Here is a 23,757-nt window from a genome sequence, read left to right as displayed (position 1 = left end):
ACACTTGGGCTCCAATCCGTTTGACTTTTGGCAACGGACGCTCACAAAAACGCTCGCCCACAGTAAGAACCACAGGGACGGGAAAAATGCTCCACACGATTGCGGCCTTCGACCGTCTCGGCGAGGAAAATGCCTTCGCGGTGCTCGCGCGTGCGACATCACTGGCGCAGCAAGGCCGCGACATCATCAATCTCGGCATCGGCCAACCCGACTTCAAGACGCCGCAGCACATTGTCGAGGCGGCGATCAAGGCGCTGCGCGACGGCCATCACGGCTATACACCGGCCAACGGCCTCTTGGCGACGCGCGAGGCGGTGGTGCGCCGCACGCTGGCCACCACCGGTGTCGAAGTGTCGCCCGAGGCAGTGATGATCCTGCCCGGCGGCAAGCCGACGATGTTCGCCGCGATCCTGATGTTCGGCGAAGCGGGCGCCGAGATCCTCTATCCCGATCCCGGCTTTCCCATCTACCGCTCGATGATCGAATTCACCGGCGCCACGCCGGTGCCGGTACCGATGCGCGAGGAAAACGGCTTTGCCTTTTCGGCGCAGGAGACGCTGGCGCTGATCACGCCGAAGACCAGGCTCCTGATCCTGAACTCGCCGGCCAACCCGACCGGCGGCGTCACGCCCCGTACCGAGATCGAGAAGCTCGTGAAGGGGCTCGAAGCGCACCCGCATGTCGCCATCCTTTCAGACGAGATCTACGACGTGATGACCTATGACGGCGAGACGCATTGCTCGCTGCTCAATTTTCCCGAGATCCGCGACCGGCTGATTATCCTCAACGGCTGGTCGAAGACCTGGGCGATGACCGGCTGGCGCATGGGCTGGTCGATCTGGCCGAACGGCGACAGCGGCGCTCATCTCTACGACAAGGTGCGCAAGCTGGCGGTCAACTGCTGGTCCTGCGTCAACGCGCCGAGCCAGTATGCCGGCATCGCCGCCATCGATGGCCCGCAGGACGACGTCGACAAGATGATGCGCGCCTTCGATCGTCGCAGGAAGGTCGTGGTCGAGGGGTTGAATGCCTTGCCCGGCGTTTCCTGCATCACGCCGAAAGGCGCATTCTATGCCTTCCCCAACATTTCCAAGACGGGCCGGAAAGCCAAGAAACTCGCCTCGGCGCTGCTCGACGATGCCGGCGTCGCGCTGATCGGCGGCCCGGATTTCGGCATTCTCGGCGAAGGCTATGTCCGGCTGTCCTACGCCAATTCCGAAGAGAACATCCTGCGCGCGCTGGAGCGGATCGAGGCCTTCCTGGGCAAGTGAGAACGGGAATCGGGCTGACCCTGTCGGGAAACGCTCCGGCCGATCGTCCTTGGATATTCACGACCGAAGAAGGGAACCTCGATGTTTTACGCCATCCTTGCCTATCACGTGGAAGAAGCGATTGAGGCGCTGACGCCGCAGCAGGATGCGGCGCTGATGACCGATCTGCTCCAGATCAACGATCGGCTCTACCGGGAACGCGTCCTTGGACCGGCGGCACGGCTCGGAGCGACCCAGGATGCCTGCACCTTGCGCGGACCGGGCGACGGACTGGTCATCGACGGCCCCTTCGCCGAGACCAAGGAGCAATTGCTGGGGTTCTATGTCGTCGACTGCGCCGCGCGCGATGAAGCGATCGCGATCGCGCGCGACCTGCGCCGCGTCAATCCGACGGCCGTCTACGAAATCCGCCCGATTTCACTGTATCTTCCCGGCGTGCCCCTATCGCAGGGATGAGCAGTTACCCCCGCCCGACGAACGGCATCTTCGTCGCCATCACGGTCATGAACAGCACATTGGCGTCGAGCGGCAGGTTGGCCATGTGGACGACGGCGTCGGCGACATGCTGGACGTCCATCACCGCTTCGGCGGCGACGGAGCCATTGGCCTGCGGCACGCCGACCGTCATCGCCTGTGCCATGTCGGTCAGCGCGTTGCCGATGTCGATCTGGCCGCAGGCGATGTCATAGGGCCTGCCATCCAGCGCCAGCGTCTTGGTCAGCCCGGTAATGGCGTGCTTGGTCGCCGTATAGGGCACTGAGCCCGGCCGCGGCGCATAGGCAGACACCGAGCCATTGTTGATGATGCGGCCGCCCATTGGCTGCTGCTTGCGCATGGCGCCGAACGCGGCGCGGGCGCACAGGAACGAGCCGGTGAGATTGACCCCGACAATGTCGTTCCACACGTCGACCGGGATCTCGTCGATCGGTGTCGATTTGTAGCTCATGCCGGCATTGTTGAAGAGCAGATCGACGCGCCCGAAGGCCTCCGCCACCGTCTCGAACAGATCGTCGACCTGGTCGGCCCTGCTGATATCGCAGGCGACAGCCAATGCCTTGGCCTGTGTCGACCCGGCCTCGGCGATCGCCTCGTCCAGCACCTTCTTGCGGCGCCCGCAGAACACCGTGTTCCAGCCGGCCCTGAGCAGTGTCGTGGCGACGCTTTTGCCAATACCGGTGCCGGCGCCGGTGACGATGGCGGTTCTGGAATCTGTCTTGGCTGTCATCGCCGTCCTCCCGAGGTCATGGCTGGAAGTGCCATCGCAAATGACGGCGCCGATGGCAAGCCGAAGCTGCCAGGGCAAAGCCGAAGCTGCCAGGGCAAGCCGAAGCTGCCGAGGCAGGACCGGACAAAAAGGGCGGCCATTGGCGGCCGCCCTGATCTGAACCGGGCTTGGGAGGAGGAAAGCCGATCCGACTGCCTAAAATCATGCGCTTGCCGGGTTAACGATACGTTAGCGCGAAATCTTGCCGGTCAGCGCTCTACGGTTGCAGCCTACCAGCGCGAATTGGGCGCGGTCTTGCTGGCCGCCTTTGCTGTCTTGCCGGCCGCCTTGTCCGATGCCGGCACCTTTGCCGCCGACACCGTCGCCTCGACATGGTCGACCAGCGCGTCCGGCAGGCCGAGGCGGCCGGCGAGCAGATCGAGATAGCCGCGCTCGGCACGCGTGTCGGGATCGATGGTGAGGCGCGACGCGGTGTAGAGTTCGAGCTTCTGCGCGTCGGTCTGGGCGCCGGCGATCAGCGTGTCCAGATCGAGCGGCGTCTCCAGCTCCGACATCAGGAACTTCTCCGCATCGGGGCCAATGCCCGCGAGGCTGAGCTTGCCGGCGATCTTTTGCCGCTCGCCGTCATCGATATGGCCGTCGGCCTTCGCCGCCGAAATCATCGCCCTCACCAGCGTCAGCGTGAAGGCGTCCTCGCCTTGCGGCGCCTGCGAGGGGTGGAAGCTGGTGTCGGTGGGCGGCGGCAGCAATTCCGGCTCGCCGGCCGTTTGTGCCTCCGCCGGCGCGCTGCCGTTCTTGTAGTTCTGGTAGGCCTTGTAGGCGAGGCCGCCGATCGCGGCCAGGCCGCCAAGCTTGACCGCGGCGCCGGTGACCTGACGTCCCGCGCCGGTTCCAAGCAGCACCGCGGCCAGAGCACCAGCGGCCAGCGGATTGTCCTTGGCCATCTGCACAGCCTGACCCGCCTTGTCACGGACGGTCGACCCTGTTCCGGGAACTTGCGAGCCAAGCAGATCGTCGAGAAGCTTCTTGGGATCGAGCATCAATGCCTCCAGAATTGGCCCGGCCGAACGTGCACGGGCAGGTTGCGGACGTCAAAGACGTAGGCCCCGCATAGCGACATTACAATGACGGATGAACGCTTTGCCAGTGACGGTCGAAACAAGGTGACGTCAGGATTTACCTTGTCCTAGCGCGTCGGTCGCAAATCGGAATCGATTTTTGCTGTGCTGACCTTTGGAAAAGCGCGATGTATAGTTGGCTCTAACCTCCGATATGCGGGCCTCTGCCACGCGCATGCGCCAGTTCGACCTGGCGCTGGCGCTCGGCATAGCGCGCACGGTCTTCGTCGGAACGGGCATCGAAACAATGTGGGCACGATATGCCGGCGGCATAGTGCGGCGACAACAGGTCGTGCCCGGTCAGCGGATGCCGGCAGGCGCGGCAGAGTTCGGCCTCGCCCTCGACCAGGCCGTGTGATACCGAAACACGCTCGTCGAAGACGAAGCACTCGCCTTGCCAGAGGCTTTGTTCGGCCGGCACCTCTTCGAGATATCTCAGGATGCCGCCCTTGAGATGGAACACATTCTCGAAACCGAGCGACTTAACATAGGCCGTCGCCTTCTCGCAGCGTATGCCGCCGGTGCAGAACATGGCGATCTTGCGGCCATCGAGTTCGGCCCGATGCCGCTCGACCCAGGCCGGAAATTCACGAAAGCTGCTCGTTGCCGGATCGACCGCCCCCTTGAAGCTGCCGATCGACACCTCATAGGCGTTGCGCGTGTCGATGACGATCGTGTCGACATCCGAGATCAATGCGTTCCAGTCGGCCGGCGCGACATAGGTACCGGCGCTTGCCGCCGGATCGAGACCTTCGATACCCATTGTGACGATCTCGCGCTTCAGCCGCACCTTCATGCGGTGAAATGGCATCTCGGCAGCGCTGCTGTATTTGACCTCAAGACCGGCAAGACCTTCGATCGATTCCAGATGGTCGATGAGCGCCGCGATATCAGCCTCGCTGCCAGCGACGGTCCCGTTGATGCCCTCATGCGCCAGAAGCAGCGTCCCCTTGATGCCGCGCCCGCAGCAGAAGGCAGCAAGCGGTGCCCGCAGCGCCTCGAAGGCATCGAACCGGGCGAAGCGGTAGAGCGCGGCGACGCGGACAGGTTGATCGTGGGTGGAAATTGTCATCGCCAAGCCACTAAACTCTGCTGAAAGCCATTTCAAGGCGGCGCGGATGAAGCACGGGCGTTGGAGGCTTGCCTGCCGGCGTGCGTGACATCGCGACACGCCTGCCTTCGTGGACTCGGAATCCGCCTTCTGCTAATCGGTTGAAATCATCGATACCGGAGAGACAAGCCAATGTCAGCCAAGACCGAGAAACTCCTGTCGCTCCTCAATGGCCAGCCGGTCGTTCCGGTACTGAAGATTGCCAATGTCGCTGACGCGGTGCCCCTGGCCCGCGCGCTGGCGCGTGGCGGCCTGCCGGCGATCGAGATCACGCTCAGGACCGCCGATGCGCTGGAGGCGATCCGGCGCGTGGCTGGCGAAGTCGAGGGCGCCATTGTCGGCGCCGGCACCATTCTGGATGCCCGCCAGTTCGACGAGGCGGCGGCAGCCGGCTCGAAGTTCATCGTCAGCCCCGGCATCACAAACGAGCTTCTGGCGGCGGCGAAAGACAGCCCGGTTCCGCTGCTGCCGGGCGCCATCACCCCCGGTGAGATCATGGCCGCCCGCGAAGCAGGCTTGCGTTTCCTGAAGTTCTTCCCGGCCGAGCAGTCGGGCGGCATCGCCTCGCTCAAGGCATTCGCCTCGCCGCTCGCCGATGTGAAATTCTGCCCGACCGGCGGCATCACCGGCAAGAACGCCGCCGACTATCTCAGCCTGCCCAATGTCATCTGCGTCGGCGGCTCCTGGGTGGCGCCGGACGACATGGTCAAGGCCGGCAGATGGGATGAAATCGAGGCTCTCGCACGCGCGGCGAGCCAACTCGGGCGATAACGCCAGGATGAAAAAAACCGATCGGCTTTTCGCAGATTAACAGCAAAAAGCCGCGCGGGTCGCCCGGCGCGGCTTTTTATGTGGCTTGGTCGATCCGCTATTTGGTCTGGAAGCGGGCGACCGACAGGAACTTGACGGCGTTGCCGGTGAACCGGTTGGCGTCGGCCATCTGGTCGTCCGACTGGAAGCCTGCGGTATAGACCTCGCTCGGTGGCGTGTGCACGATATTATAGGCGTAGCGCGGCGCCGTCGTTGCGCTGGAAACGGTGGCGACCTGCTCGCCGCTGTTCAGTGCCCAGCGCGCGGCCTGCGGCTCGGCGGCAACCACCAGGGCCTTGGGACCGGGCTTCAGATCGCGGGCGGTTGCCCGGGCTTCCTTGCGGGTGGTCTTCACACCCGCGCCGATCGCCGCTGCCGGATCGGAACCGGCCGGCCGGCCAACGACAGCCTCGCGCGGCGATGCCGCGTCGGCGCTTGCCGCATCGTTGAAGACCGGGGCCGGCTCGGAGAGCGAAGCCACCTGGTATCCGTCGGTTACGCTGACCTTTTCGAGAACCGCCTTGACCGCGTCCGGTTGGGCGGCGTCGGGACGCGCCGTCGGCAGCACCGAGAACGCGTCGGTAGCGGCCTCGCCATGCCCGGCGGTGTCGGCCAGCGCCATAAGCACATCCTTGTCCTGCGGCGCCAGGTCGTCCCCTGCAAGGTCGACCGGCAGCGAATGATCGGGACGCCAGGTCGGCAGCGGTATGTTGTTGGCCGCAATCTGAGCCGGATCGCCGACAGTTGACGGATCAGCGGACGGGTCCGCCATGCCGAAGGGAACGCTTGCCGGCGCTTGCGCGGTCGCCACCGTCTGTTCGGTGGTGGCGGTGGCATCGGCCATGCCGAAGGGGACGTCCTCGGGTGGCTGGGCGCCGACATCGGCCTTCGGACGCGGCGCGAAATCAGGCAGCGGCACACTGCGCGCCGGCAGCGCCGCGATGATTGTCTCCGGCGTATCCTCCTCCGGCTCCGGAACTGGCTCAGGCGCATCGGCGATCTGCGGAATCTCGGCGCGCTTCGCATCCTTGGGCGACACGATGGCAATGCCCGGAAGGTTGCCGCTCTTGGCGGCCGGCTTTGCGTTCGCCAGCTTTATGCTCTTCGACTTCGGCGCGGGCGCGGCCGACGCCACATCGGCGCCGTCATCGGCCTCGTCATCACCGCCGCCGAAGAAAGCGGCAAGCAAGCCACCGGATCTTTTAGACCCGCCACCAGCGCTGGCCAATTCGATGTTGGGAGTGCCAGCGCCCTTGCGCGCCTTGTAGGAGGCGAGCGCCTGCGCATAACCGGGCAGCGGCTTGCCGTCGCTCGGCACATGCAGCGTCTTGCCATTGGGGAACACGCGCGCCAGTTCCTGGCGGCTGATGCCGGGCCAATGGCGCACATTGCCGACGTCCATGTGGACGAAGGGCGAGCCTGACGACGGATAGTAGCCGACGCCACCGCCCTGCATCTTGAGGCCGATGTCGCGCAGCTTCTTCAGCGGCACGCCCGGAATGTAGAAGTCCATGGCCCTACCGAGCACATGCTGGCTTTTCTCGGCGACGCCCCTGCTACGACTGCGCAGCATCGAATTCGTGGACGGCGAACGGTAGCCGCAGACGACCTGGATGTAGTCGGTGGCGCCGCTTTGCCGATAAGCCTCCCAGACCAGGTCCAGCAGGCGCGGATCCATCTTGGTCGGCTCGTTGCGGCGCCAGTCGCGCAGGATGATGTTGAGCTTCCTCAGACCCGCCTGATCGTAGCGGCCATTGCGCTTGTAGACGATCTCCGCCTTCTCCTTCGTATGGAGGTGGTACAGCTTGAGCGAACGTGTCTCGGCGCTGGCGCCGGTTGCGGCAGCGGCGAGGAATCCACAGGCAAAAATCACCGCTGCCAGCCATTTCGGCCAGGCGCTCATGTGATCGTGCCGCCCGTTTGTGTGTCGTTCGACTTGGTTCAAATCAAAAGGCCTTGCAGGCTGCCGTTTGTCCCCGGATTTGCCCAAACGGATGCGTTGTTGTCACATCCGAATATCGATCCTAATGGTTAATCATCACTTATTGAAGCCGAAATGCGGTAACACCGTGGCGATATCCCGTCAAAATTATTGCGCAGGGTTTCTTGGTAAACTGCTGGTTTAGATCATGTTTCGGCCTTTGCCAGAAACACGATCTGTTACGAGTTGCCGCAATCCGTGAACGGGCCGCCGACATGCAACTCCGGCAGCTGTCATGCGCGGATTCGCTGGCAGCGTTAGGAGGCGAGCCGGTCGATACGGCCCGTTTCGGGGTCGATGCCGTATTCCTTGAGCTTCCTGTAGAGCGTGGAACGGCCGATGCCCAGGCGGCGGGCGACCTCGCTCATCTGGCCGTTATAGTGGTCGATGGCGAGCTTGATCATTTCAAGTTCGACGTCGGCCAGAGCGCGTACATTGCCGCGTTCGTCGAGTGCCCGCAGCGTGCCGAAGCGAGGCTGCAGCCTGGCCGGCGCATCGAACTCGGTCGCGGCGATGCCGTCCTCGGCCGCCGGCCCCTGGCCACGCGATTCGATGGCCAGTCCAGGCAATGCGTGAGGCAGGGGTGCGCTATGCGCATCGAGATTGACGGTGCCATCGACCTGCGCCCGGATCTGCGGAAATTCCTCCACCGTGAGCACGTCGCCTTCGCAAAGCACCGAGGCGCGGAAGACGGCATTTTCGAGCTGCCTGATGTTTCCCGGCCAGTCATAAGCCTGCAGCATGGCGAGTGCCGCGGCCGAGATGCCGTTGAGACGACGGCGCGGATCGGCGGGCGCGACCTTTTCCATGAAGTGGTCGACAAGGTAAGGGATGTCGTCGCGGCGATCGCGCAACGGCGGCACGAAGATCGGATAGACATTGAGCCGGTAGAACAGATCCTCGCGGAACTTGCCGTCCTTGACCTGCTGCAGAAGATTGCGGTGCGTCGCCGAAATCAGCCTGATGTCGACCCTGACGGTCGAACGCCCGCCGACCGGATCGACCTCGCCGTCCTGCACGGCGCGCAGAAGCTTGACCTGCACGTCGAGCGGCAGATCGCCGATCTCGTCGAGGAAAAGCGTGCCCGAATGCGCTTCGACGAACTTGCCGCTGTGCTTTTCGGTGGCACCGGTGAACGAGCCCTTCTCGTGGCCGAACAGGATCGATTCGACCAGATTGTCGGGAATGGCGCCGCAATTGACGGTGACGAAGGGTTTCGAGCGGCGGTCGCTGCTGCCCTGGACGGCGCGCGCCACCAATTCCTTGCCGACACCCGATTCGCCTTCGATGAGGATCGGAATGTTGGAAGCGGCCGCCTTCTGGCCGAGACGGATCACGCGGTCCATTGCCGGGCTGTGCGTGATCAGGTCCTTGAAGGTCAGATGGTCGCCGCGCCGCCGCGACGTGCGTTTAACCTCACCCTCCACCGCCTCGACCTTGAGCGCATTGCCGATCGACGCCTGCAACCTGTCGGGGGAGGCAGGCTTGACGACGAAATCGAAAGCGCCGTGACGCATCGCCGAAACGACGGTCTCGATGCCGCCCTGGGCGGTCTGCACGATGACCGGAACATGGATGCCGCGTTCGCGCATCGCCTTCAGCACGCCGATGCCGTCGAGGCCCGGCATGACGAGATCGAGGATGACCACCGAGACGTCGCGCGCATTGGGCCCGTCGAGCGCGTCGAGACCAGCCTCGCCGCTGTCCGCGACAACAGCGGTATGGCCGAATTTCGTCACCGCCGCCTCGATCAGCCTGCGCTGCACGGGATCGTCATCGACTATGAGTATGGAACCTGTCATGACTGGATCAACTATGCTCGCCCAATTTGCCCACCCCCCAATGTGCTCACCGAAAGGGGAGACCCCGCCCTATGGATCATCTTGGCACAGGGTTCTAAATAAGGTTTCAAAAAACCCGGTGAACGAATTCCTTAGGATTTGACCGGCTTCTCATTCTCCTTGAATTTTTGGCCTCTCGAATTCTGACCCCACGAAATCTTGGTTCTGAAAGATATGGCAATGCGCATGGTTTTTGGTCGGCAGCTTGCGGCGGCGTCCGGTCAGGGCGCGGCGGAGCTCGGCGACCTGCCGGAATGGAACCTCGCCGATCTCTATTCGGGCATGAACGCCCCGGAGTTGAAACGTGACATCGCCAAGGCGGCCGCCGATGCCATCAGCTTCGAGAGCCGCTGGAAAGGCACGCTCGCCGCCGAGGCCGGGCGCGGCGAGGGCGGCAGGCTGGGCGAGGCGCTTGCAGCCTATGAAGCGCTGGAGGAACTGATCGGCCGGATCGTTTCCTATGCCGGGCTGGTCTATGCCGGCAACACAGCAGATCCGCAACGCGCCAAGCTCTATGGCGACGTCCAGGAGAAGATGACCGACGCCAGCGCGCATCTTCTGTTTTTCGCGCTCGAACTGAACCTCATCGACGATGCCGCGATCGCGACCGCGCTCGCCGCCGATCCCGGCTTCGCCCACTACCGGCCGTGGGTGCTCGATCTGCGCATGGACAAGCCCTACCAGCTCGAGGATCGGGTCGAGCAGCTCTTCCACGAGAAGTCGATCACCGGGCGCGGCGCCTGGAACCGCCTGTTCGACGAGACGATGACTGATCAGCGCTTCGACATCGATGGCGAGGAACTAACGCTGGAGCCGGCGCTCAACCGGCTGCAGGACGCCGATGGCGAAGTGCGCCGCCGGGCCTCCGAGGCGCTGGCCACGACCTTCCGCAAGAATTTGCGCACCTTCACGCTGATCACCAACACGCTGGCCAAGGACAAGGAGATTTCCGACCGCTGGCGCGGTTTCGAGGACATCGCCGATTCGCGCCACCTCGCCAACCGCGTCGAACGCAGTGTGGTGGACGCGCTGGCCTCTGCCGTTCGCGAGGCCTATCCGCGCCTGTCGCACCGCTATTACGCGATGAAGGCGCGCTGGCTCGGCATGGACGTGATGAACCATTGGGACCGCAACGCACCTTTGCCCGAGACGCCGCAAGCGGTCATCGGCTGGGGCGAGGCCAAGAACACGGTGCTGTCAGCCTATCAGCGCTTCTCCCCCGACATGGCGGAAATCGCCAGGACATTCTTCGATCGCAACTGGATCGATGCGCCGGTCAGGCCCGGCAAGTCGCCGGGCGCCTTCGCACATCCGACCGTGCCGTCGGCGCACCCTTACGTGCTGCTCAACTACATGGGCAAGCCGCGCGATGTGATGACGCTGGCGCATGAGCTCGGCCATGGCGTGCACCAGGTGCTGGCCGGCGGCCAGGGCGCACTGATGGCGTCGACGCCGCTAACGCTGGCCGAGACGGCATCCGTTTTCGGCGAGATGCTGACCTTCCGCTCGCTGCTCGAGCAGACAACCGACAAGCGAGAGCGCAAGGCCATGCTCGCCCAGAAGGTCGAGGACATGATCAACACGGTCGTGCGCCAGATCGCCTTCTACGAATTCGAGCGCAAGGTGCACGCCGAGCGCAAGAACGGCGAACTGACGTCGGACAGGCTGGGCCAGTTCTGGCTGGAAGTGCAAGCGGAAAGCCTCGGGCCGGCGATCAAGCTGCGCGAAGGTTACGAGGTCTTCTGGACCTACATCCCCCACTTCATCCACTCGCCCTTCTACGTCTATGCCTATGCTTTCGGCGACTGCCTGGTGAATTCGCTCTATGCGGTCTACCAGAATGCCGAGCGCGGCTTTCAGGAGAAGTACTTTGCCATGCTGCGCGCCGGCGGCACAAAGCATCATTCCGAGCTTCTGGCGCCCTTCGGCCTCGATGCCACAGACCCGGCCTTCTGGCAGATCGGGCTCGGCGTGATCAGCGGCCTGATCGACGAGTTGGAAGCGCTGGACATTGATGGCCGCCGACGAACGCGCGGGGTAGGCAGAACAGTTTAGCCGCGATGCATATTGAAACCATTCTATTCTTGCACTGAATATTTGTTCTTGAATAACTTTCTATGGAATTTTTCCGTTAGCTTTCCGGGGGCTGTATGATAGCGTCCCGCCTCAAGCTCAACCGGGCGCGCGGCTCGGACCGGGAGATTCTCCGGCCGGCCATGGCGCTTCGGCGAATGCGACAGCGGCCGTTGGCCATGGCGGGAAAAAGCCGGTTGCCGACAGCTCGATCGAAGCCGGCTGTTCCGCGAACCGCGGAACCACCATCGAATGGTCCTTCGCCAAGGTCGCTACTCCTGGCCGCGGCGGATGGATCGGACTGGAGAGAGAGACAATGGGCACTTTTTTCTACATGCTCCTGGCGTTCCTGGTAGGTGTGTTGGTTGGCTGGTTCATCTGGGGACGGCTGCGTGGCGAACTCGACAGCCTGCGCGGCGACCTCGACCGTACGCGCAGTGAGCGCGACAGGCTGCGCGCCGACTCCGATCGTCTGACCGGTGAACTGGATGCATGCGGCCGCACCCGCGCCGATCTCGAGCGCCGGCTGGCCGAGGCGCAAGCCGGCAGGACCGGCCCGGCCAAGGCTGCTGCCCAGGCGCCGGCGGCACTGATGTCGACGCCGGCGTCAAGCAAACCCGCGGCAGCGGCATCGAAGACAAGTGCGACCAAGGCAAGTGCCTCCAAGGCGGGTGCGACCAAAGCAGGCGCATCGAAGGCGGCAACGGCGGGCGCCGCGAAGACGAGCACTACTGCGAGGAAGGCCGCACCGGCGGCAAAGAAAGCCACGGCAGGCAAGGCGACAGCAGCGGCAGCCGGCAAGGCCAACGATCTGCGCCGCCTGATCGGCATCGGCCCGGCCAATGAGAAGCTGCTCAAGGGGCTGGGGGTCACGACCTATGCTCAGATCGCCGCATGGACGGCCGCCGACGTTGCGCGCATCGAGAAGACGTTGAACTTCGACGGCCGCATCGAACGCGAGCGCTGGATCGAGCAGGCCAAGCTGCTCGCCGCCGGCGACGAAACGGAATTCGCGCGCCGCTTCCCGACCGCGGGGACCGCCAGCAACACCTGACCTGCCTGCCGGCATCGAACCCAAGACAACTGGCGGCGGCCTCGGGACGCCGCCATTTTGTTTTTGCCCAAGACCGTCTTTTTATCCAAGGCTGTCTTTGCGTCCTGAGACGCCGTTCCCTCGATTGCGCGGGATCGAGGCCCCATATAGAGCGATCGATGATCGCCATTGGCCGCAGCATCCGAGCCTCATGTCCCTGCCCTCTGCAATTTTTCGCAACGACAAGAGCGCAATTCAGCTCGTCTTCGACGATCCGGCCGACATCATTGTGGCGCATGAGGCGCAGGATTTCCTGCCGGCGCTCGAAGCCGCGCAGGCCGCGCACAACGCCGGCAAATGGCTGGCCGGCTATGTCTCCTACGAAGCCGGCTATCTGCTCGAACCGAAGCTCGTTCCGCTGCTGCCGGGCTGGCGCCGCGCCCCGCTTGTCTGCTTCGGCGTCTTCGATGCGCCTGTCGAACAGGCGGTCGGGCGCAGCAACGCGGCGGCAACCAACGGCCCGATCTTCGACGCAAAAGCTGCCTGGTCGTCGCAAGACTATGCGGAGCGCTTTGCGCGGCTCCACGACCACATCCGCAAAGGCGATTGCTACCAAGGCAATCTGACCTTTCCAGTTCATGCGCAATGGTCGGGTGATCCCCTGGCCGCTTTCGACGCGCTGACCGAACGCCAGCCGGTGAAATACGGCGCGCTGGTCGCGCTCGGTGATCCCATCGTTCTGTCGCGTTCGCCGGAACTGTTCTTCGAGATCGACGCCGAAGGCATGATCGAAACGCATCCGATGAAGGGCACCGCTCCGCGCGGCGCGACCAGGGCGGAGGACAAGCGGCTGAAGGCATTCTTGTCCAACGACGAGAAGAACCAGGCCGAGAACCGGATGATCGTCGATCTCCTGCGCAACGACATCTCGCTGATCAGCGAGGTCGGCACGCTGGAGGTGCCGGAGCTTTTCCGCATCGAGACCTACCCGACCGTCCACCAGATGGTGAGCCGCGTGCGGGCGCGGCTGTTGCCCGGTCTGACAATCCGCGAGGTCTTTGCGGCACTCTTCCCCTGCGGCTCGATCACCGGCGCGCCGAAGATCCGCGCCATGGAAATCCTGCATGATCTGGAAACCGCGCCACGCGACGTCTATTGCGGCGCCATCGGCTGGATCGCACCGGTCGGCACGATGCGCTTTTCGGTGGCGATCCGCACCATCTCGCTCTTTTCCAATGGCGAAGCAGTCTACAATATCGGCGGCGGCGTCGTCTTCGATTCGACGGCCGAGGAGGAGTATCAGGAGTGTCTGCTGAAAGCGCGCTTCGCGACGGGAACGCCGCCGATTTCGAGCTGATCGAGACCATGCGCTGGGAGCCCGGCCCGGGCTTCCTGCGTTTCGACCGCCACCTTGCGCGACTTTACGGCTCGGCAAGCGAACTGGGCTTTGCCTGCGATCCGCGCAAGGTCGGCGAGGTGCTGACAAACGTCATCGACCGGCCTGGCATCGCCTTGCGCACACGCCTCGTCCTGTCGCGCAACGGCAAGGCGACGGCGTCGGCCGTACCCTTCGAGCCGCTCGCCGCCGACAAGGTCTGGCGGCTGCAACTGGCGCGGGTGCGGCTCGATTCGAACGACACGTTGCTGCGCCACAAGACCAGTCGCCGGGAAACCTACCAGCGGGCGCGCGCCGAATATCTGATCAGCCGCGCCGACGAGGTGCTGCTGGCCAACGAACGTGGCGAAATCTGCGAGGGCACGATATCAAATCTCTTCGCCGATTTCGGCGACGGCGCGCTGGTGACGCCGCGGCTGGATTGCGGCCTGCTTCCTGGTGTCCTGCGCGGTGAGCTGCTGGATCAAGGCCGCGCCCGCGAAGCGATCTACACCTTGGACGATCTGAAGTCGGCCAAGGCGCTGTTCGTCGGCAATTCGCTGCGCGGACTGATCCCGGCGCGGCTGGGCTGACAGGCAACCTGATTGGACTCCCATATAGAGGCATGAGCATCCCCACCCACACGCCCTATGACGGCTCGTCGAAGCTTTTTTCCATCGGACTGAAGCCGCTCGACTTCGACGGATGGATCGAGGTCGATGGGCATCTGCTGCCTTATCTCGCCGAAAAGCGCCGGCTGTATACCGAAATCCCCGGCAGCGTCTTTGTCGAGGAGGACGGCACGCGCGACGCCCAGCGCGAAGTGCTCGACCTGCTCGGTGCGCATTTGCCGGCGAAATATCCCGACATCTACCGGCGCTCGAGCACAAGGATCGAGGTGATCGGCACTGAGGCCGGAACCGCCGGCGGCTTCAGCGATGCGCCGCTTGTCGCAGCCTCGTTGCTTGTCCAGGAAGACCTGATCCTGATGCGCCGCGACGAGAGCGGCTGGCGGCTGGTCGCCGGCTCGCTCTGCTTTCCCTCGTCATGGTCGCTGATCGAAAAATTCGGCAGGCCGCTGCAGGAGATCCATGCGCCGGTGCCCGGCTTCGGCCCGGGAACGCGCCCCGCCGACCTTATCAACCGCATGTTCGACGGCCTTCAGGGCCAGGCCGTCGAGCGCTGCAACTGGTCGATCCAGGCGGGCGATGCGCTCTACCATCCACTCTCGAACCTTCAGCGCATCGACCGCGCCACCCACCGCCCTTCCAAATTTTCGGACGGCGACATCGATGCCCGTGCCTTCATCCGTGTCGAGCGGCAGACGCTCAGGAAACTTCCCGCTTCGCGTGACGTCCTGTTCACCATTCGCATCCATCTCGACCCGCTCGTTGTGCTCGCGCGCCATCCCGATCGTGCAAGGCTGGCAGCGTCTTTCGCCGCGCAACTTCTGGCGCTCGACGAGGCCCAGCTCGACTACAAGGGCATGACTTCGGACCGCGACCGGCTGGTTGCCTTCCTTAACCAAATGGCGAATGCGGCCTAGCCTGCGGTTGGCGCTTTTCACTGGTTTGTGACAATGATCTGTGGTGTAGCGCTTGGTCGTCCGGCAGGAAATGCCGGATTTTCCCTGTGTTTTTAGGAGTGTTCGATAAAATGGCGAATGAAAACTGGCCCGTTTACGGTGAAATCACCGGCCCTGTCGTGATGATCGGCTTCGGCTCGATCGGACGGGGAACGCTGCCGCTGATCGAACGCCATTTCAAGTTCGACAAATCGCGCATGACGGTCGTCGACCCGCGCGATACCGACCGCAAGCTGCTCGACGAACGCGGGATCGCCTTCGTCCAGGAAGCGGTGACACAGAAGAACTACAAGAAGCTGTTGACGCCGCTTCTGACCAAGGGCGGCGGCCAGGGCTTTTGCGTCAACTTGTCGGTCGACACCGGCTCGGTGGACCTGATGCGGCTCTGCCGCAAGCTCGGCGTGCTCTACATCGACACCGTCGTCGAACCATGGCTTGGGTTCTATTTCGACGCCAAGGCTGATAATGCCAGCCGCACCAACTACGCGTTGCGCGAAGCCATGATCAAGGAAAAGCACGACAAGCCCGGCGGCGCGACGGCGATCTCCACCTGCGGCGCCAACCCCGGCATGGTCTCGTGGTTCGTCAAGCAGGCGCTGGTCAACCTTGCCACCGATCTTGGCCTGGAGTTTTCGGAGCCGGGGCAGGAGGATCGCGAGGGCTGGGCCAAGCTGATGAAGAAGGCCGGCGTCAAGGGCATTCACATCGCCGAGCGCGACACCCAGCGCACCAAGAAGCCGAAGCCGATGGATGTCTTCTGGAACACCTGGTCGGTCGAAGGCTTCGTTTCGGAAGGCATGCAGCCGGCCGAGCTCGGCTGGGGCACGCATGAGAAATGGATGCCCAAGAACGCCAGAAAGCACAAGCATGGCTCCAAGGCCGCGATCTATCTGGAGCAGCCCGGCGCCAACACCCGTGTGCGCACCTGGTGCCCGACGCCGGGCCCGCAATACGGATTCCTGGTGACGCACAATGAAGCGATATCGATCGCCGATTTCTTCACCGTGCGCGGCAAGAAGGGCAAGGTGCATTACCGCCCCACCTGCCACTACGCCTACCATCCCTGCAACGATGCCGTGCTGTCGATGCACGAGATCTTCGGCGCCGCCGGCAAGCCGCAGGCCGCTTATCATGTGCTCGACGAGAATGAGCTGGTCGACGGCGTCGACGAGCTCGGCGTGCTGCTCTACGGCCACGACAAGAACGCCTATTGGTATGGCTCGCAATTGTCGCTGGCCGCAGCCCGCAAGCTGGCGCCCTATCAGAACGCGACCGGCATGCAGGTTACCTCAGCGGTGCTGGCCGGCATGGTCTGGGCGCTGGAAAATCCGGAAGCCGGCATCGTCGAGGCCGACGAAATGGATTACAAGCGCTGCCTGGAAGTGCAGTCTCCCTATCTCGGACCTGTCAAGGGCTACTACACCGACTGGACGCCGCTCGATAACCGCCCTGGCCTGTTCCCGGAAGACCTCGACAAAAACGACCCGTGGCAATTCCGCAACATCCTCGTTCGATAGCGGTCCCGCGAGCATGCCGCACCGCCTTGCAATCGCCCGGAAATCGGGCGATTGAAGGAAGCGGCCTGGAGCGATGTGCGTCTATTTGGAAAGTACGCTCTAGCACTTTGAATGGACCCATCGTGTTTTCCGAAATCGAACAGATTTTCGGTCCGATGCTCGAGGAGAGGATTTTTCATGACGATCGCGCGAAAATTGCTTTCGGCCGGCATTGCCGCGGCCACGGCCGTCGCCTTGGCGGCCTGCACCACCACCGGCCCGAACGAGCCGCCGGCAATCTCGGCAAAGGGGGTCGAAGGCTCCTGGATCGACGCGCAGGGCACGGGCTTGTCGACCTTTGCCGGCGGCAGCTTCAAGACTGTCGCCACCGATACCGGCCAGAAGCTTGCCGATGGCAGCTACACCATGACCGGCGGCACCTCGGTCGAGATCCGCGGCACCTCGCTGATCCGCCAGACGCCGATCAGCTTCAACTGCTTGTTGATCTCCACCTCGCAGCTCAATTGCACCAGTGGTAGCGGACAGAACTTCGTGCTGACCAGACGCACCTGAGCGCTGCACTGAATTGCTTTGCAAAAGGACGGCGGCCTAGGTCGCCGTCCTTTTTTTGCGCCGGCAAAACTGATTCCGATTCCGCTTGCCTCGACCCCAACGCAGTGTGAACATGGCCAAAAGCTGGGCTGTTATAGCCCAGTCAAACAAGAGCGTTAAGCGCCTCTGGTTAGGTCACCCGGGAGACACAAAATGAAGAAGATCGCAGCTATTGCCATCCTGTCTGCGTCCACGCTCGGCCTGTCGGCCGAAGCATCCTTTGCCGACTACACGCTGAACATCCTGCACATCAACGACTGGCACAGCCGCATCGAAGGCAACAACAAATATGAATCGACCTGCTCGGCCGAGGAAGAGACCAAGGGCGAGTGCATCGGAGGCGCCGGGCGATTGATCACGGCAATCGCCCAGGAACGCAAGAAGCTGGAAGGCCAGAACGTGCTGCTGCTCAGCGCCGGCGACAATTTCCAGGGCTCGCTCTTCTACACCACCTACAAGGGCAATGTCGAAGGCGAGTTCCTCAACCAGATGAAGTTCGACGCCATGGCGCTCGGCAATCACGAGTTCGACGATGGCGAGGCCGCACTCGCGCCGTTCCTCGACATGATCAAGTTTCCGGTGCTTGGCGCCAATGTGAAGGCCAATGCGCAGTCCAAGCTCGGCGACCGGGTGAAGCCGTCGATCGTCGTCGAAGTCGGCGGCCAGAAGATCGGCATCATCGGAGCGGTCACCAACGACACGCCGGAACTGGCCTCCCCCGGGCCGAACATCACCATCGAGGACGACGTCAAGTCGATCACCGCTGAGGTCGAGAAGCTGAAAGCACAAGGTGTCGACAAGATCATCGCGGTCACCCATATCGGCTACAGGCGCGAGCGCGATGTCATCGCCAAGATCCCGGGCATCGACGTGGTGGTAGGCGGCCACAGCCATTCGCTGCTGTCCAACACCGACCCGAAGGCCGAAGGCTCCTATCCGACGATGGTCGACAATCCGGACGGCTACAAGGTACCCGTCGTCCAGGCCGCTTCCTATTCGAAATATCTCGGCGAGTTCAAGGTCGTGTTCGACGACAACGGCCTCGTCAAAGAGGCCAGCGGCGACCCGATCTATCTCGACAAGTCGATCACCCCCGATCCCGCCGTGCTTGCCCGCATCAAGGAGCTCGGCGCGCCGATCGAGGCGCTGAAGAACAAGGAGGTCGCCGAGACCACCAAGGCGATCGACGGCAGCCGCCAGAATTGCCGCGCCCGCGAATGCGAGATGGGCAATCTTGTCTCCGACGCCATCCTCGACCGCGTCAAGGGCCAGGGCGTCGAGATCGTCATTTCGAATGGCGGCGGCCTGCGGGCCTCGATCGACCAGGGCACCGTCACCATGGGCGAGGTGCTGACCGTGCTGCCGTTCCAGAACACGCTGGCGACCTTCCAGATTTCCGGCAAGGATCTGGTCGCCGGGCTCGAAAGCGGCCTCAGCCAGGTCGAGGACGGCGCCGGCCGCTTCCCGCAGGTTGCCGGCCTGAAATACGCGTTCGACAAATCGGTCGCGCCCAATGCCGGTCGCGTCAAGTCGGTTGAGGTCATGGAAGGCGGCGCCTGGACGCCGATCAATCCGGACAAGGATTATCTGGTCGCCACCAACAACTTTGTCCGCCAGGGCGGCGACGGTTACAAGATCTTCGCCGACAAGGCCAGGAACGCCTACGACTACGGTCCGGGCCTCGAACAGGTGGTCGCCGATTATCTCGGCGTGCACCGGCCCTATACGCCGAAGCTCGATGGCCGCATCACCGAGATCGCGGCGAACGTTACGGCGGCTCCCGCGGCACCGGCCGCTGAACCAGCCAAGCCGGCCGAGCCCGCTCCGGCCGAGCCGGCAAAACCGGCGGAGGCGGCCCCGGCCGCACCCGCTGAACCGGCGATGCCTGCATTGCCGGCCGGTTCCGGCGATATCGCCACGACGCCGCCAAGTGTGCCGGCTGAGACAGCTCCGGCGCCTGCCGAGCCTGCAAAGCCATCCGAGGCGGCACCTGCTCCAGCGGAACCTGCACCGGCCCCCGCAACACCGGCCCCTGCCCCAGCGCCCGCAGAGACAGCACCCACGCCTGCCGAACCTGCAAAGCCAACCGAGGCAGCCGAAAGCAGCCACGTGATCGTTGCCGGCGACACCTATTGGGATCTGGCGGTGAAGGCCTATGGCGACGGCACCAAGTGGAAGCTGATCTCCAGCGCCAACAAGGGCTATGAGCCACACCATCTCCCGATCGGCGCAAGCCTCGTCATTCCAACGGCCGGCAAATAGGAATCTCGGGAGTCGAATTCAGGAGCACCCGCTCGGCAAGCCGGGCGGGTTTTGCTTTCAAGGCAAGGTGCGGCCAGACGCTGCATTGAAAACCGGCGCGGCATCGCTAGTTTCGCGGATGTCCGGAGACCCCTTATGCCGCTTTCCAGCCCTGTCGAACCCAAAGCTGCGAAGGCCCTCGGCCCGCTGCCTGCAGGACTGCGGCCGGACGGAGCCGGCAGGATAGGCGTCATGCTGGTCAATCTCGGCACGCCCGATGGCACCGACTTCAAGCCGATGTGGCGCTATCTCAGGGAATTCCTTTCCGACCCACGCGTCATCGAACTCAACAAGGCGATCTGGTATCCGATCCTCTACGGACTTGTGCTGACCACGCGGCCGAAGAAGTCGGGCGCCAACTACGCCAGGATCTGGAACCGGGCGCGCAATGAATCGCCGCTGCGCACTTTTACCCGCGCTCAAGGTGAAAAGCTTGCCGGGGCGCTCGGCGACCTGCCTGACGTCGTCGTCGACTGGGCGATGCGCTACGGCAATCCCTCGACTGCGAGCATCGCCCAGAAACTGGTCGAGCAGGGCTGCGACCGTATTCTCACCTTCCCGCTTTACCCACAATATTCGGCGACGACGACGGCGACCGCCAACGACCAGCTGTTTCGCGCCCTGATGAAGATGCGCCGCGCGCCGGCTGTCCGCAGCGTGCCGCCCTACTTTGCCGAGCCCGTCTATATCGAAGCGCTCGCCCATTCGATCGAGCGGCATCTGGCAGGCCTCGATTTCGAGCCGGAGGTGGTCATCGCTTCCTATCACGGCATACCGAAACCCTATTCCGACAAGGGCGATCCCTATCAGGCCCATTGCCTGGAGACGACGCGGCTGCTGCGCGAAAAGCTCGGCTGGGACGAGAAGAGGCTGATCACCACCTTCCAGTCCCGCTTCGGCGCGCAGGAATGGCTGCAGCCCTACACCGACAAGACGGTCGAGAAACTGGCCAGGGAAGGCGTGAAATCGATCGCCATCGTCAACCCCGGCTTTTCCGTCGATTGCATCGAGACGCTGGACGAGATCGGCCGCGAGGCGGCCGAAACCTTTCATCACGCCGGCGGCGGGAACTTCGCGCATATACCATGCCTCAACGACAGTGCCGAGGGGATGGCGGTGATCGAAGCGATGGTACGGCGCGAGCTTTCCGGCTGGGTTTGACCGGCCATCAGGCCTGCGTCCGAAAACCCGTGTGCAAAAACCTTCGCTAACCAATATTCATGATCACCTGATTGTAACGCTGCGGAAACACACTTAAGTGATTCTGTGAAGTCGGCGCCTATTGAGGGAGAAACGAAATGGGCTTTAGCGGTTTCGACATTGCCATCGTTGTTCTTGTCTTCCTGGTCATTATCCTTCTTTTCAAAGGCATCAAGACAGTGCCTCAGGGCTACAATTACACGGTGGAGCGCTTCGGCCGTTACACCAAGACGCTGAGCCCCGGCCTCAACATCATCAACCCCATCTTCGAGCGCGTCGGCGCCAGGATGAACATGATGGAGCAGGTGCTCGATGTCCCGACGCAGGAGATCATCACTCGCGACAACGCCATCGTCGCCGTCGACGGCGTCGCCTTCTACCAGGTGCTCAACGCCGCGCAGGCCGCCTACCAGGTCGCCGGCCTCGAGAACGCCATCCTCAACCTGACGATGACCAACATCCGCACCGTGATGGGCTCCATGGACCTCGACGAATTGCTGTCGAACCGCGACGCCATCAACGAGCGCCTGCTGCGCGTCGTCGACGAGGCCGCGCACCCCTGGGGCATCAAGATCACCCGCGTCGAGATCAAGGACATCAACCCGCCGGCCAACCTCATCGAATCGATGGGCCGCCAGATGATGGCGGAGCGCAACAAGCGCGCGCAGATCCTCGATGCCGAGGGCCTCAAGCAGTCGCAGATCCTCGAGGCGGAAGGCCGCAAGGAAGCCGCTTTCCGCGACGCCGAGGCGCGCGAACGCTCGGCCGAGGCGGAAGCCCGCGCCACGCAAGTGGTGTCGGAGGCGATCGCCAAGGGCGACGTGCAGGCACTCAACTATTTCGTCGCGCAGAAATACACCGAAGCGCTGGCCAAGATCGGCTCCGCCACCAACAGCAAGGTGGTGCTGATGCCGATCGAGGCCTCGTCGCTGATTGGTACGCTCGGCGGCATCGGCGAGATCGCCAGGGAGGTCTTCAAAGGCGATGGTTCCACAGGCACGCAGCGGCAGGGCGGCCGCCCGCCCGTGGTTCGATCGAGCGAAAACTGAGGCCACTCTCCCATGTTCGAACGCATCGTTTCCGAACTCGGCCCATGGAACTGGATGGTTCTCGGCTTCATCCTCCTGGTGATGGAAGTCGTTGCGCCGGGCGTGTTCATGCTCTGGATCGGCATCGCCGCCCTGATCATCGGCGCCGTGTCGCTGCTTGCCTGGGATGCCGGTTTCTGGACCTGGCAGGTCCAGGTGCTGGCTTTCCTTGCGCTATCGCTGGTCTCGGCCTTTGTCGGCAAGAAGCTGGTCGGCGGGCGTCATGGCGACGCCGACCAGCCGCTGCTCAACCGTCGCGCCGCGCAGATGGTCGGCAGAATGGCGACGCTGGCCGAACCGATCAAGAACGGCCGCGGCCGCATCAGGCTGGGCGACACGCTGTGGCGCGTTTCCGGCCCGGATCTGCCGGCGGGCACACAAGTGCGCGTGACAGGCGCCGCCGACACGGATCTGGAGCTGACCGTAGAGGCTGTCTGAGGGTTTTCAGGCCGCGCCGATGCGTAGTAGGTCATGCAGGTGGACGAGCCCGACCGGACGCTTGCCTTCCACCACCATCAGGCTGGTGATGGCCGAGTTGTTGATCGTCTGCAGCGCGGTCGCCACCAGCGTATCGGGTCCGGCTGTCTTCGGCTCCCTGGTCATGACCTGATCGACGCTCATCGCCAGGAGATTGCTGCCGATATGGCGCCTGATGTCGCCATCGGTGATGATGCCTATCAGCGCGCCGTCCGCGCCGGTGATCGCCACGCAGCCAAATCCCTTGCGCGACAGTTCGAGGATCGCCTCCTGCATTCCGGTGCCGGAGGACACCAGCGGCAACCGGTCGCCGACATGCATGATGTCGCGGATCTGCGTCAGATTGGCGCCCAGCTGTCCGCCGGGGTGGAAGGTGCGGAAATGGTCCGGCGTAAAACCGCGGGCTTCGAGCAGCGCGATGGCCAGTGCGTCGCCGATCACCAGTTGCAGCAGCGTCGATGTCGTCGGCGCCAGGCCGTGCGGGCAGGCTTCCGGTGCACGCGGCAGCAGAAGCACTACATCCGCCTCGCGTGCCAGCGCCGACGTCTCCCCGGAAGTGACCGCGATCAGTGGGATCGAGAAACGCCTGGAATAGGCGACGATGCCCATGAGTTCCCTGCTTTCGCCCGACCACGACATGGCGATGATGGCGTCATCCCTGGCGATCATGCCGAGATCGCCATGATTGGCTTCGGCAGGGTGGACGAAGAAGGCGGGCGTGCCGGTCGAGGCGAGCGTCGCGGCGATCTTGGAGCCGATATGGCCACTCTTGCCGACGCCGGTGACGATCACGCGGCCGTCGATCTGCGACACCATGTCGACGGCGCGCGCGAATGGCTCGGCCAGCCCGTTTTCGAGCGCGGACGCCAGTGCTGCGACACCGGCCTGCTCGGTTGCCACCGTTCTGAGCGCCGAGGCGATTGAAGCTTGCCTGTCCAGCGGCTTCTTCTCTGGGGATCCCGCATGCATGGCTGATGCGATTAGCGCTTTGCCGCGCGCCTGTCCAACGGAATTGCCGCCTCATCCATGCAGCGAACCGCATGAATCCCTTAGATCGTAGGCGCGCGACGGGCTAATCAGCCGCCGCCTCAACCCTCCGTTAACCATCCCCATTTACGGTTCGGTAAGTATAGCGCGCAGGCGCAGCGCAAGCAGTGGTG

General features: G+C 63.6%; 20 protein-coding genes. 14 read left to right on the top strand and 6 right to left on the bottom strand.

Annotation, left to right across the window (positions count from 1 at the left end; all coding sequences use genetic code 11):
• Positions 1 to 86: 86 nt before the first annotated feature.
• Positions 87 to 1,271 (top strand): pyridoxal phosphate-dependent aminotransferase, encoded by a 1,185-nt coding sequence (locus tag MESS2_RS11875; protein WP_008874473.1) that lies wholly within the window; start codon positions 87 to 89, stop codon positions 1,269 to 1,271.
• An 81-nt stretch (positions 1,272 to 1,352) separates the two neighbouring features.
• Positions 1,353 to 1,727, top strand: a complete 375-nt coding sequence (locus MESS2_RS11870) for a YciI family protein (RefSeq protein ID WP_008874472.1) — start codon at positions 1,353 to 1,355, stop codon at positions 1,725 to 1,727.
• Between the two features lie 4 nt (positions 1,728 to 1,731).
• On the opposite strand, the gene MESS2_RS11865 is transcribed toward MESS2_RS11870, so the two are convergent.
• The 3 genes from MESS2_RS11865 to trhO form a co-directional block, all read right to left on the bottom strand.
• Positions 1,732 to 2,496 carry an SDR family oxidoreductase gene (locus MESS2_RS11865; protein ID WP_008874471.1) on the bottom strand — a complete coding sequence of 255 codons (765 nt, stop codon included), beginning with the start codon at positions 2,494 to 2,496 and terminating at the stop codon, positions 1,732 to 1,734.
• A 269-nt stretch (positions 2,497 to 2,765) separates the two neighbouring features.
• The gene (locus MESS2_RS11860; RefSeq protein WP_008874470.1) at positions 2,766 to 3,536 is read right to left on the bottom strand and encodes a tellurite resistance TerB family protein; all 771 of its coding nucleotides are present in this window, start codon (positions 3,534 to 3,536) and stop codon (positions 2,766 to 2,768) included.
• Positions 3,537 to 3,756: 220 nt separating this feature from the next.
• On the bottom strand, positions 3,757 to 4,686 hold the full coding sequence (gene trhO, locus MESS2_RS11855; RefSeq protein WP_008874469.1) for an oxygen-dependent tRNA uridine(34) hydroxylase TrhO: 930 nt from the start codon (positions 4,684 to 4,686) through the stop codon (positions 3,757 to 3,759).
• A gap of 171 nt (positions 4,687 to 4,857) precedes the next feature.
• On the opposite strand from trhO, the gene MESS2_RS11850 reads away from it, so the two are divergent.
• A complete protein-coding gene (locus MESS2_RS11850) occupies positions 4,858 to 5,496 on the top strand; it encodes a 2-dehydro-3-deoxy-phosphogluconate aldolase (protein WP_008874468.1) in 639 nt (212 codons plus the stop codon).
• A gap of 97 nt (positions 5,497 to 5,593) precedes the next feature.
• Here MESS2_RS11850 and MESS2_RS11845 read toward each other — a convergent pair whose 3' ends face one another.
• Together MESS2_RS11845 and MESS2_RS11840 are read right to left on the bottom strand one after the other, a co-directional pair.
• On the bottom strand, positions 5,594 to 7,438 hold the full coding sequence (locus MESS2_RS11845; RefSeq protein ID WP_008874467.1) for a peptidoglycan L,D-endopeptidase MepK: 1,845 nt from the start codon (positions 7,436 to 7,438) through the stop codon (positions 5,594 to 5,596).
• Positions 7,439 to 7,773: 335 nt separating this feature from the next.
• Positions 7,774 to 9,318: a sigma-54-dependent transcriptional regulator gene (locus tag MESS2_RS11840; protein ID WP_008874466.1), complete on the bottom strand. Its 1,545-nt coding sequence runs from the start codon at positions 9,316 to 9,318 to the stop codon at positions 7,774 to 7,776.
• 219 nt (positions 9,319 to 9,537) lie between these two features.
• On the opposite strand from MESS2_RS11840, the gene MESS2_RS11835 reads away from it, so the two are divergent.
• The 11 genes from MESS2_RS11835 (at position 9,538) to MESS2_RS11785 (ending at position 22,558) form a co-directional block, all read left to right on the top strand.
• Positions 9,538 to 11,412, top strand: coding sequence for a M3 family oligoendopeptidase (locus tag MESS2_RS11835; protein WP_008874464.1), 1,875 nt, complete (start codon positions 9,538 to 9,540; stop codon positions 11,410 to 11,412).
• A 334-nt stretch (positions 11,413 to 11,746) separates the two neighbouring features.
• Positions 11,747 to 12,484 (top strand): NADH dehydrogenase-like protein, encoded by a 738-nt coding sequence (locus MESS2_RS11830; protein WP_008874463.1) that lies wholly within the window; start codon positions 11,747 to 11,749, stop codon positions 12,482 to 12,484.
• A gap of 190 nt (positions 12,485 to 12,674) precedes the next feature.
• The gene (locus MESS2_RS11825; protein WP_008874462.1) at positions 12,675 to 13,820 is read left to right on the top strand and encodes an aminodeoxychorismate synthase component I; all 1,146 of its coding nucleotides are present in this window, start codon (positions 12,675 to 12,677) and stop codon (positions 13,818 to 13,820) included.
• Positions 13,769 to 14,431, top strand: coding sequence for an aminotransferase class IV family protein (locus MESS2_RS11820; protein WP_008874461.1), 663 nt, complete (start codon positions 13,769 to 13,771; stop codon positions 14,429 to 14,431). The genes MESS2_RS11825 and MESS2_RS11820 overlap by 52 nt, the downstream gene beginning before the upstream one ends.
• 32 nt (positions 14,432 to 14,463) lie before the next feature.
• Positions 14,464 to 15,384: a heme-dependent oxidative N-demethylase family protein gene (locus MESS2_RS11815; protein WP_008874460.1), complete on the top strand. Its 921-nt coding sequence runs from the start codon at positions 14,464 to 14,466 to the stop codon at positions 15,382 to 15,384.
• 110 nt (positions 15,385 to 15,494) lie between these two features.
• Positions 15,495 to 16,940: a homospermidine synthase gene (locus MESS2_RS11810; protein ID WP_008874459.1), complete on the top strand. Its 1,446-nt coding sequence runs from the start codon at positions 15,495 to 15,497 to the stop codon at positions 16,938 to 16,940.
• Between the two features lie 177 nt (positions 16,941 to 17,117).
• A complete protein-coding gene (gene omp10 / locus MESS2_RS11805) occupies positions 17,118 to 17,492 on the top strand; it encodes an outer membrane lipoprotein Omp10 (RefSeq protein ID WP_008874458.1) in 375 nt (124 codons plus the stop codon).
• Positions 17,493 to 17,684: 192 nt separating this feature from the next.
• Positions 17,685 to 19,793 carry a bifunctional metallophosphatase/5'-nucleotidase gene (locus MESS2_RS11800; protein WP_008874457.1) on the top strand — a complete coding sequence of 703 codons (2,109 nt, stop codon included), beginning with the start codon at positions 17,685 to 17,687 and terminating at the stop codon, positions 19,791 to 19,793.
• Positions 19,794 to 19,928: 135 nt separating this feature from the next.
• On the top strand, positions 19,929 to 20,993 hold the full coding sequence (gene hemH / locus MESS2_RS11795; protein WP_008874456.1) for a ferrochelatase: 1,065 nt from the start codon (positions 19,929 to 19,931) through the stop codon (positions 20,991 to 20,993).
• A gap of 137 nt (positions 20,994 to 21,130) precedes the next feature.
• A complete protein-coding gene (locus tag MESS2_RS11790; RefSeq protein ID WP_008874455.1) occupies positions 21,131 to 22,081 on the top strand; it encodes an SPFH domain-containing protein in 951 nt (316 codons plus the stop codon).
• Between the two features lie 12 nt (positions 22,082 to 22,093).
• Positions 22,094 to 22,558: an NfeD family protein gene (locus MESS2_RS11785; protein ID WP_008874454.1), complete on the top strand. Its 465-nt coding sequence runs from the start codon at positions 22,094 to 22,096 to the stop codon at positions 22,556 to 22,558.
• Between the two features lie 6 nt (positions 22,559 to 22,564).
• Here MESS2_RS11785 and MESS2_RS11780 read toward each other — a convergent pair whose 3' ends face one another.
• On the bottom strand, positions 22,565 to 23,566 hold the full coding sequence (locus MESS2_RS11780; protein ID WP_008874453.1) for a KpsF/GutQ family sugar-phosphate isomerase: 1,002 nt from the start codon (positions 23,564 to 23,566) through the stop codon (positions 22,565 to 22,567).
• Positions 23,567 to 23,757: the final 191 nt, after the last annotated feature.

Origin of the sequence: Mesorhizobium metallidurans STM 2683 (genome assembly GCF_000350085.1) — a bacterium.
Classification (GTDB): domain Bacteria; phylum Pseudomonadota; class Alphaproteobacteria; order Rhizobiales; family Rhizobiaceae; genus Mesorhizobium; species Mesorhizobium metallidurans.
Note: the sequence above shows the minus strand (reverse complement) of the source record. Positions and strands in the feature narration are given on the sequence as shown.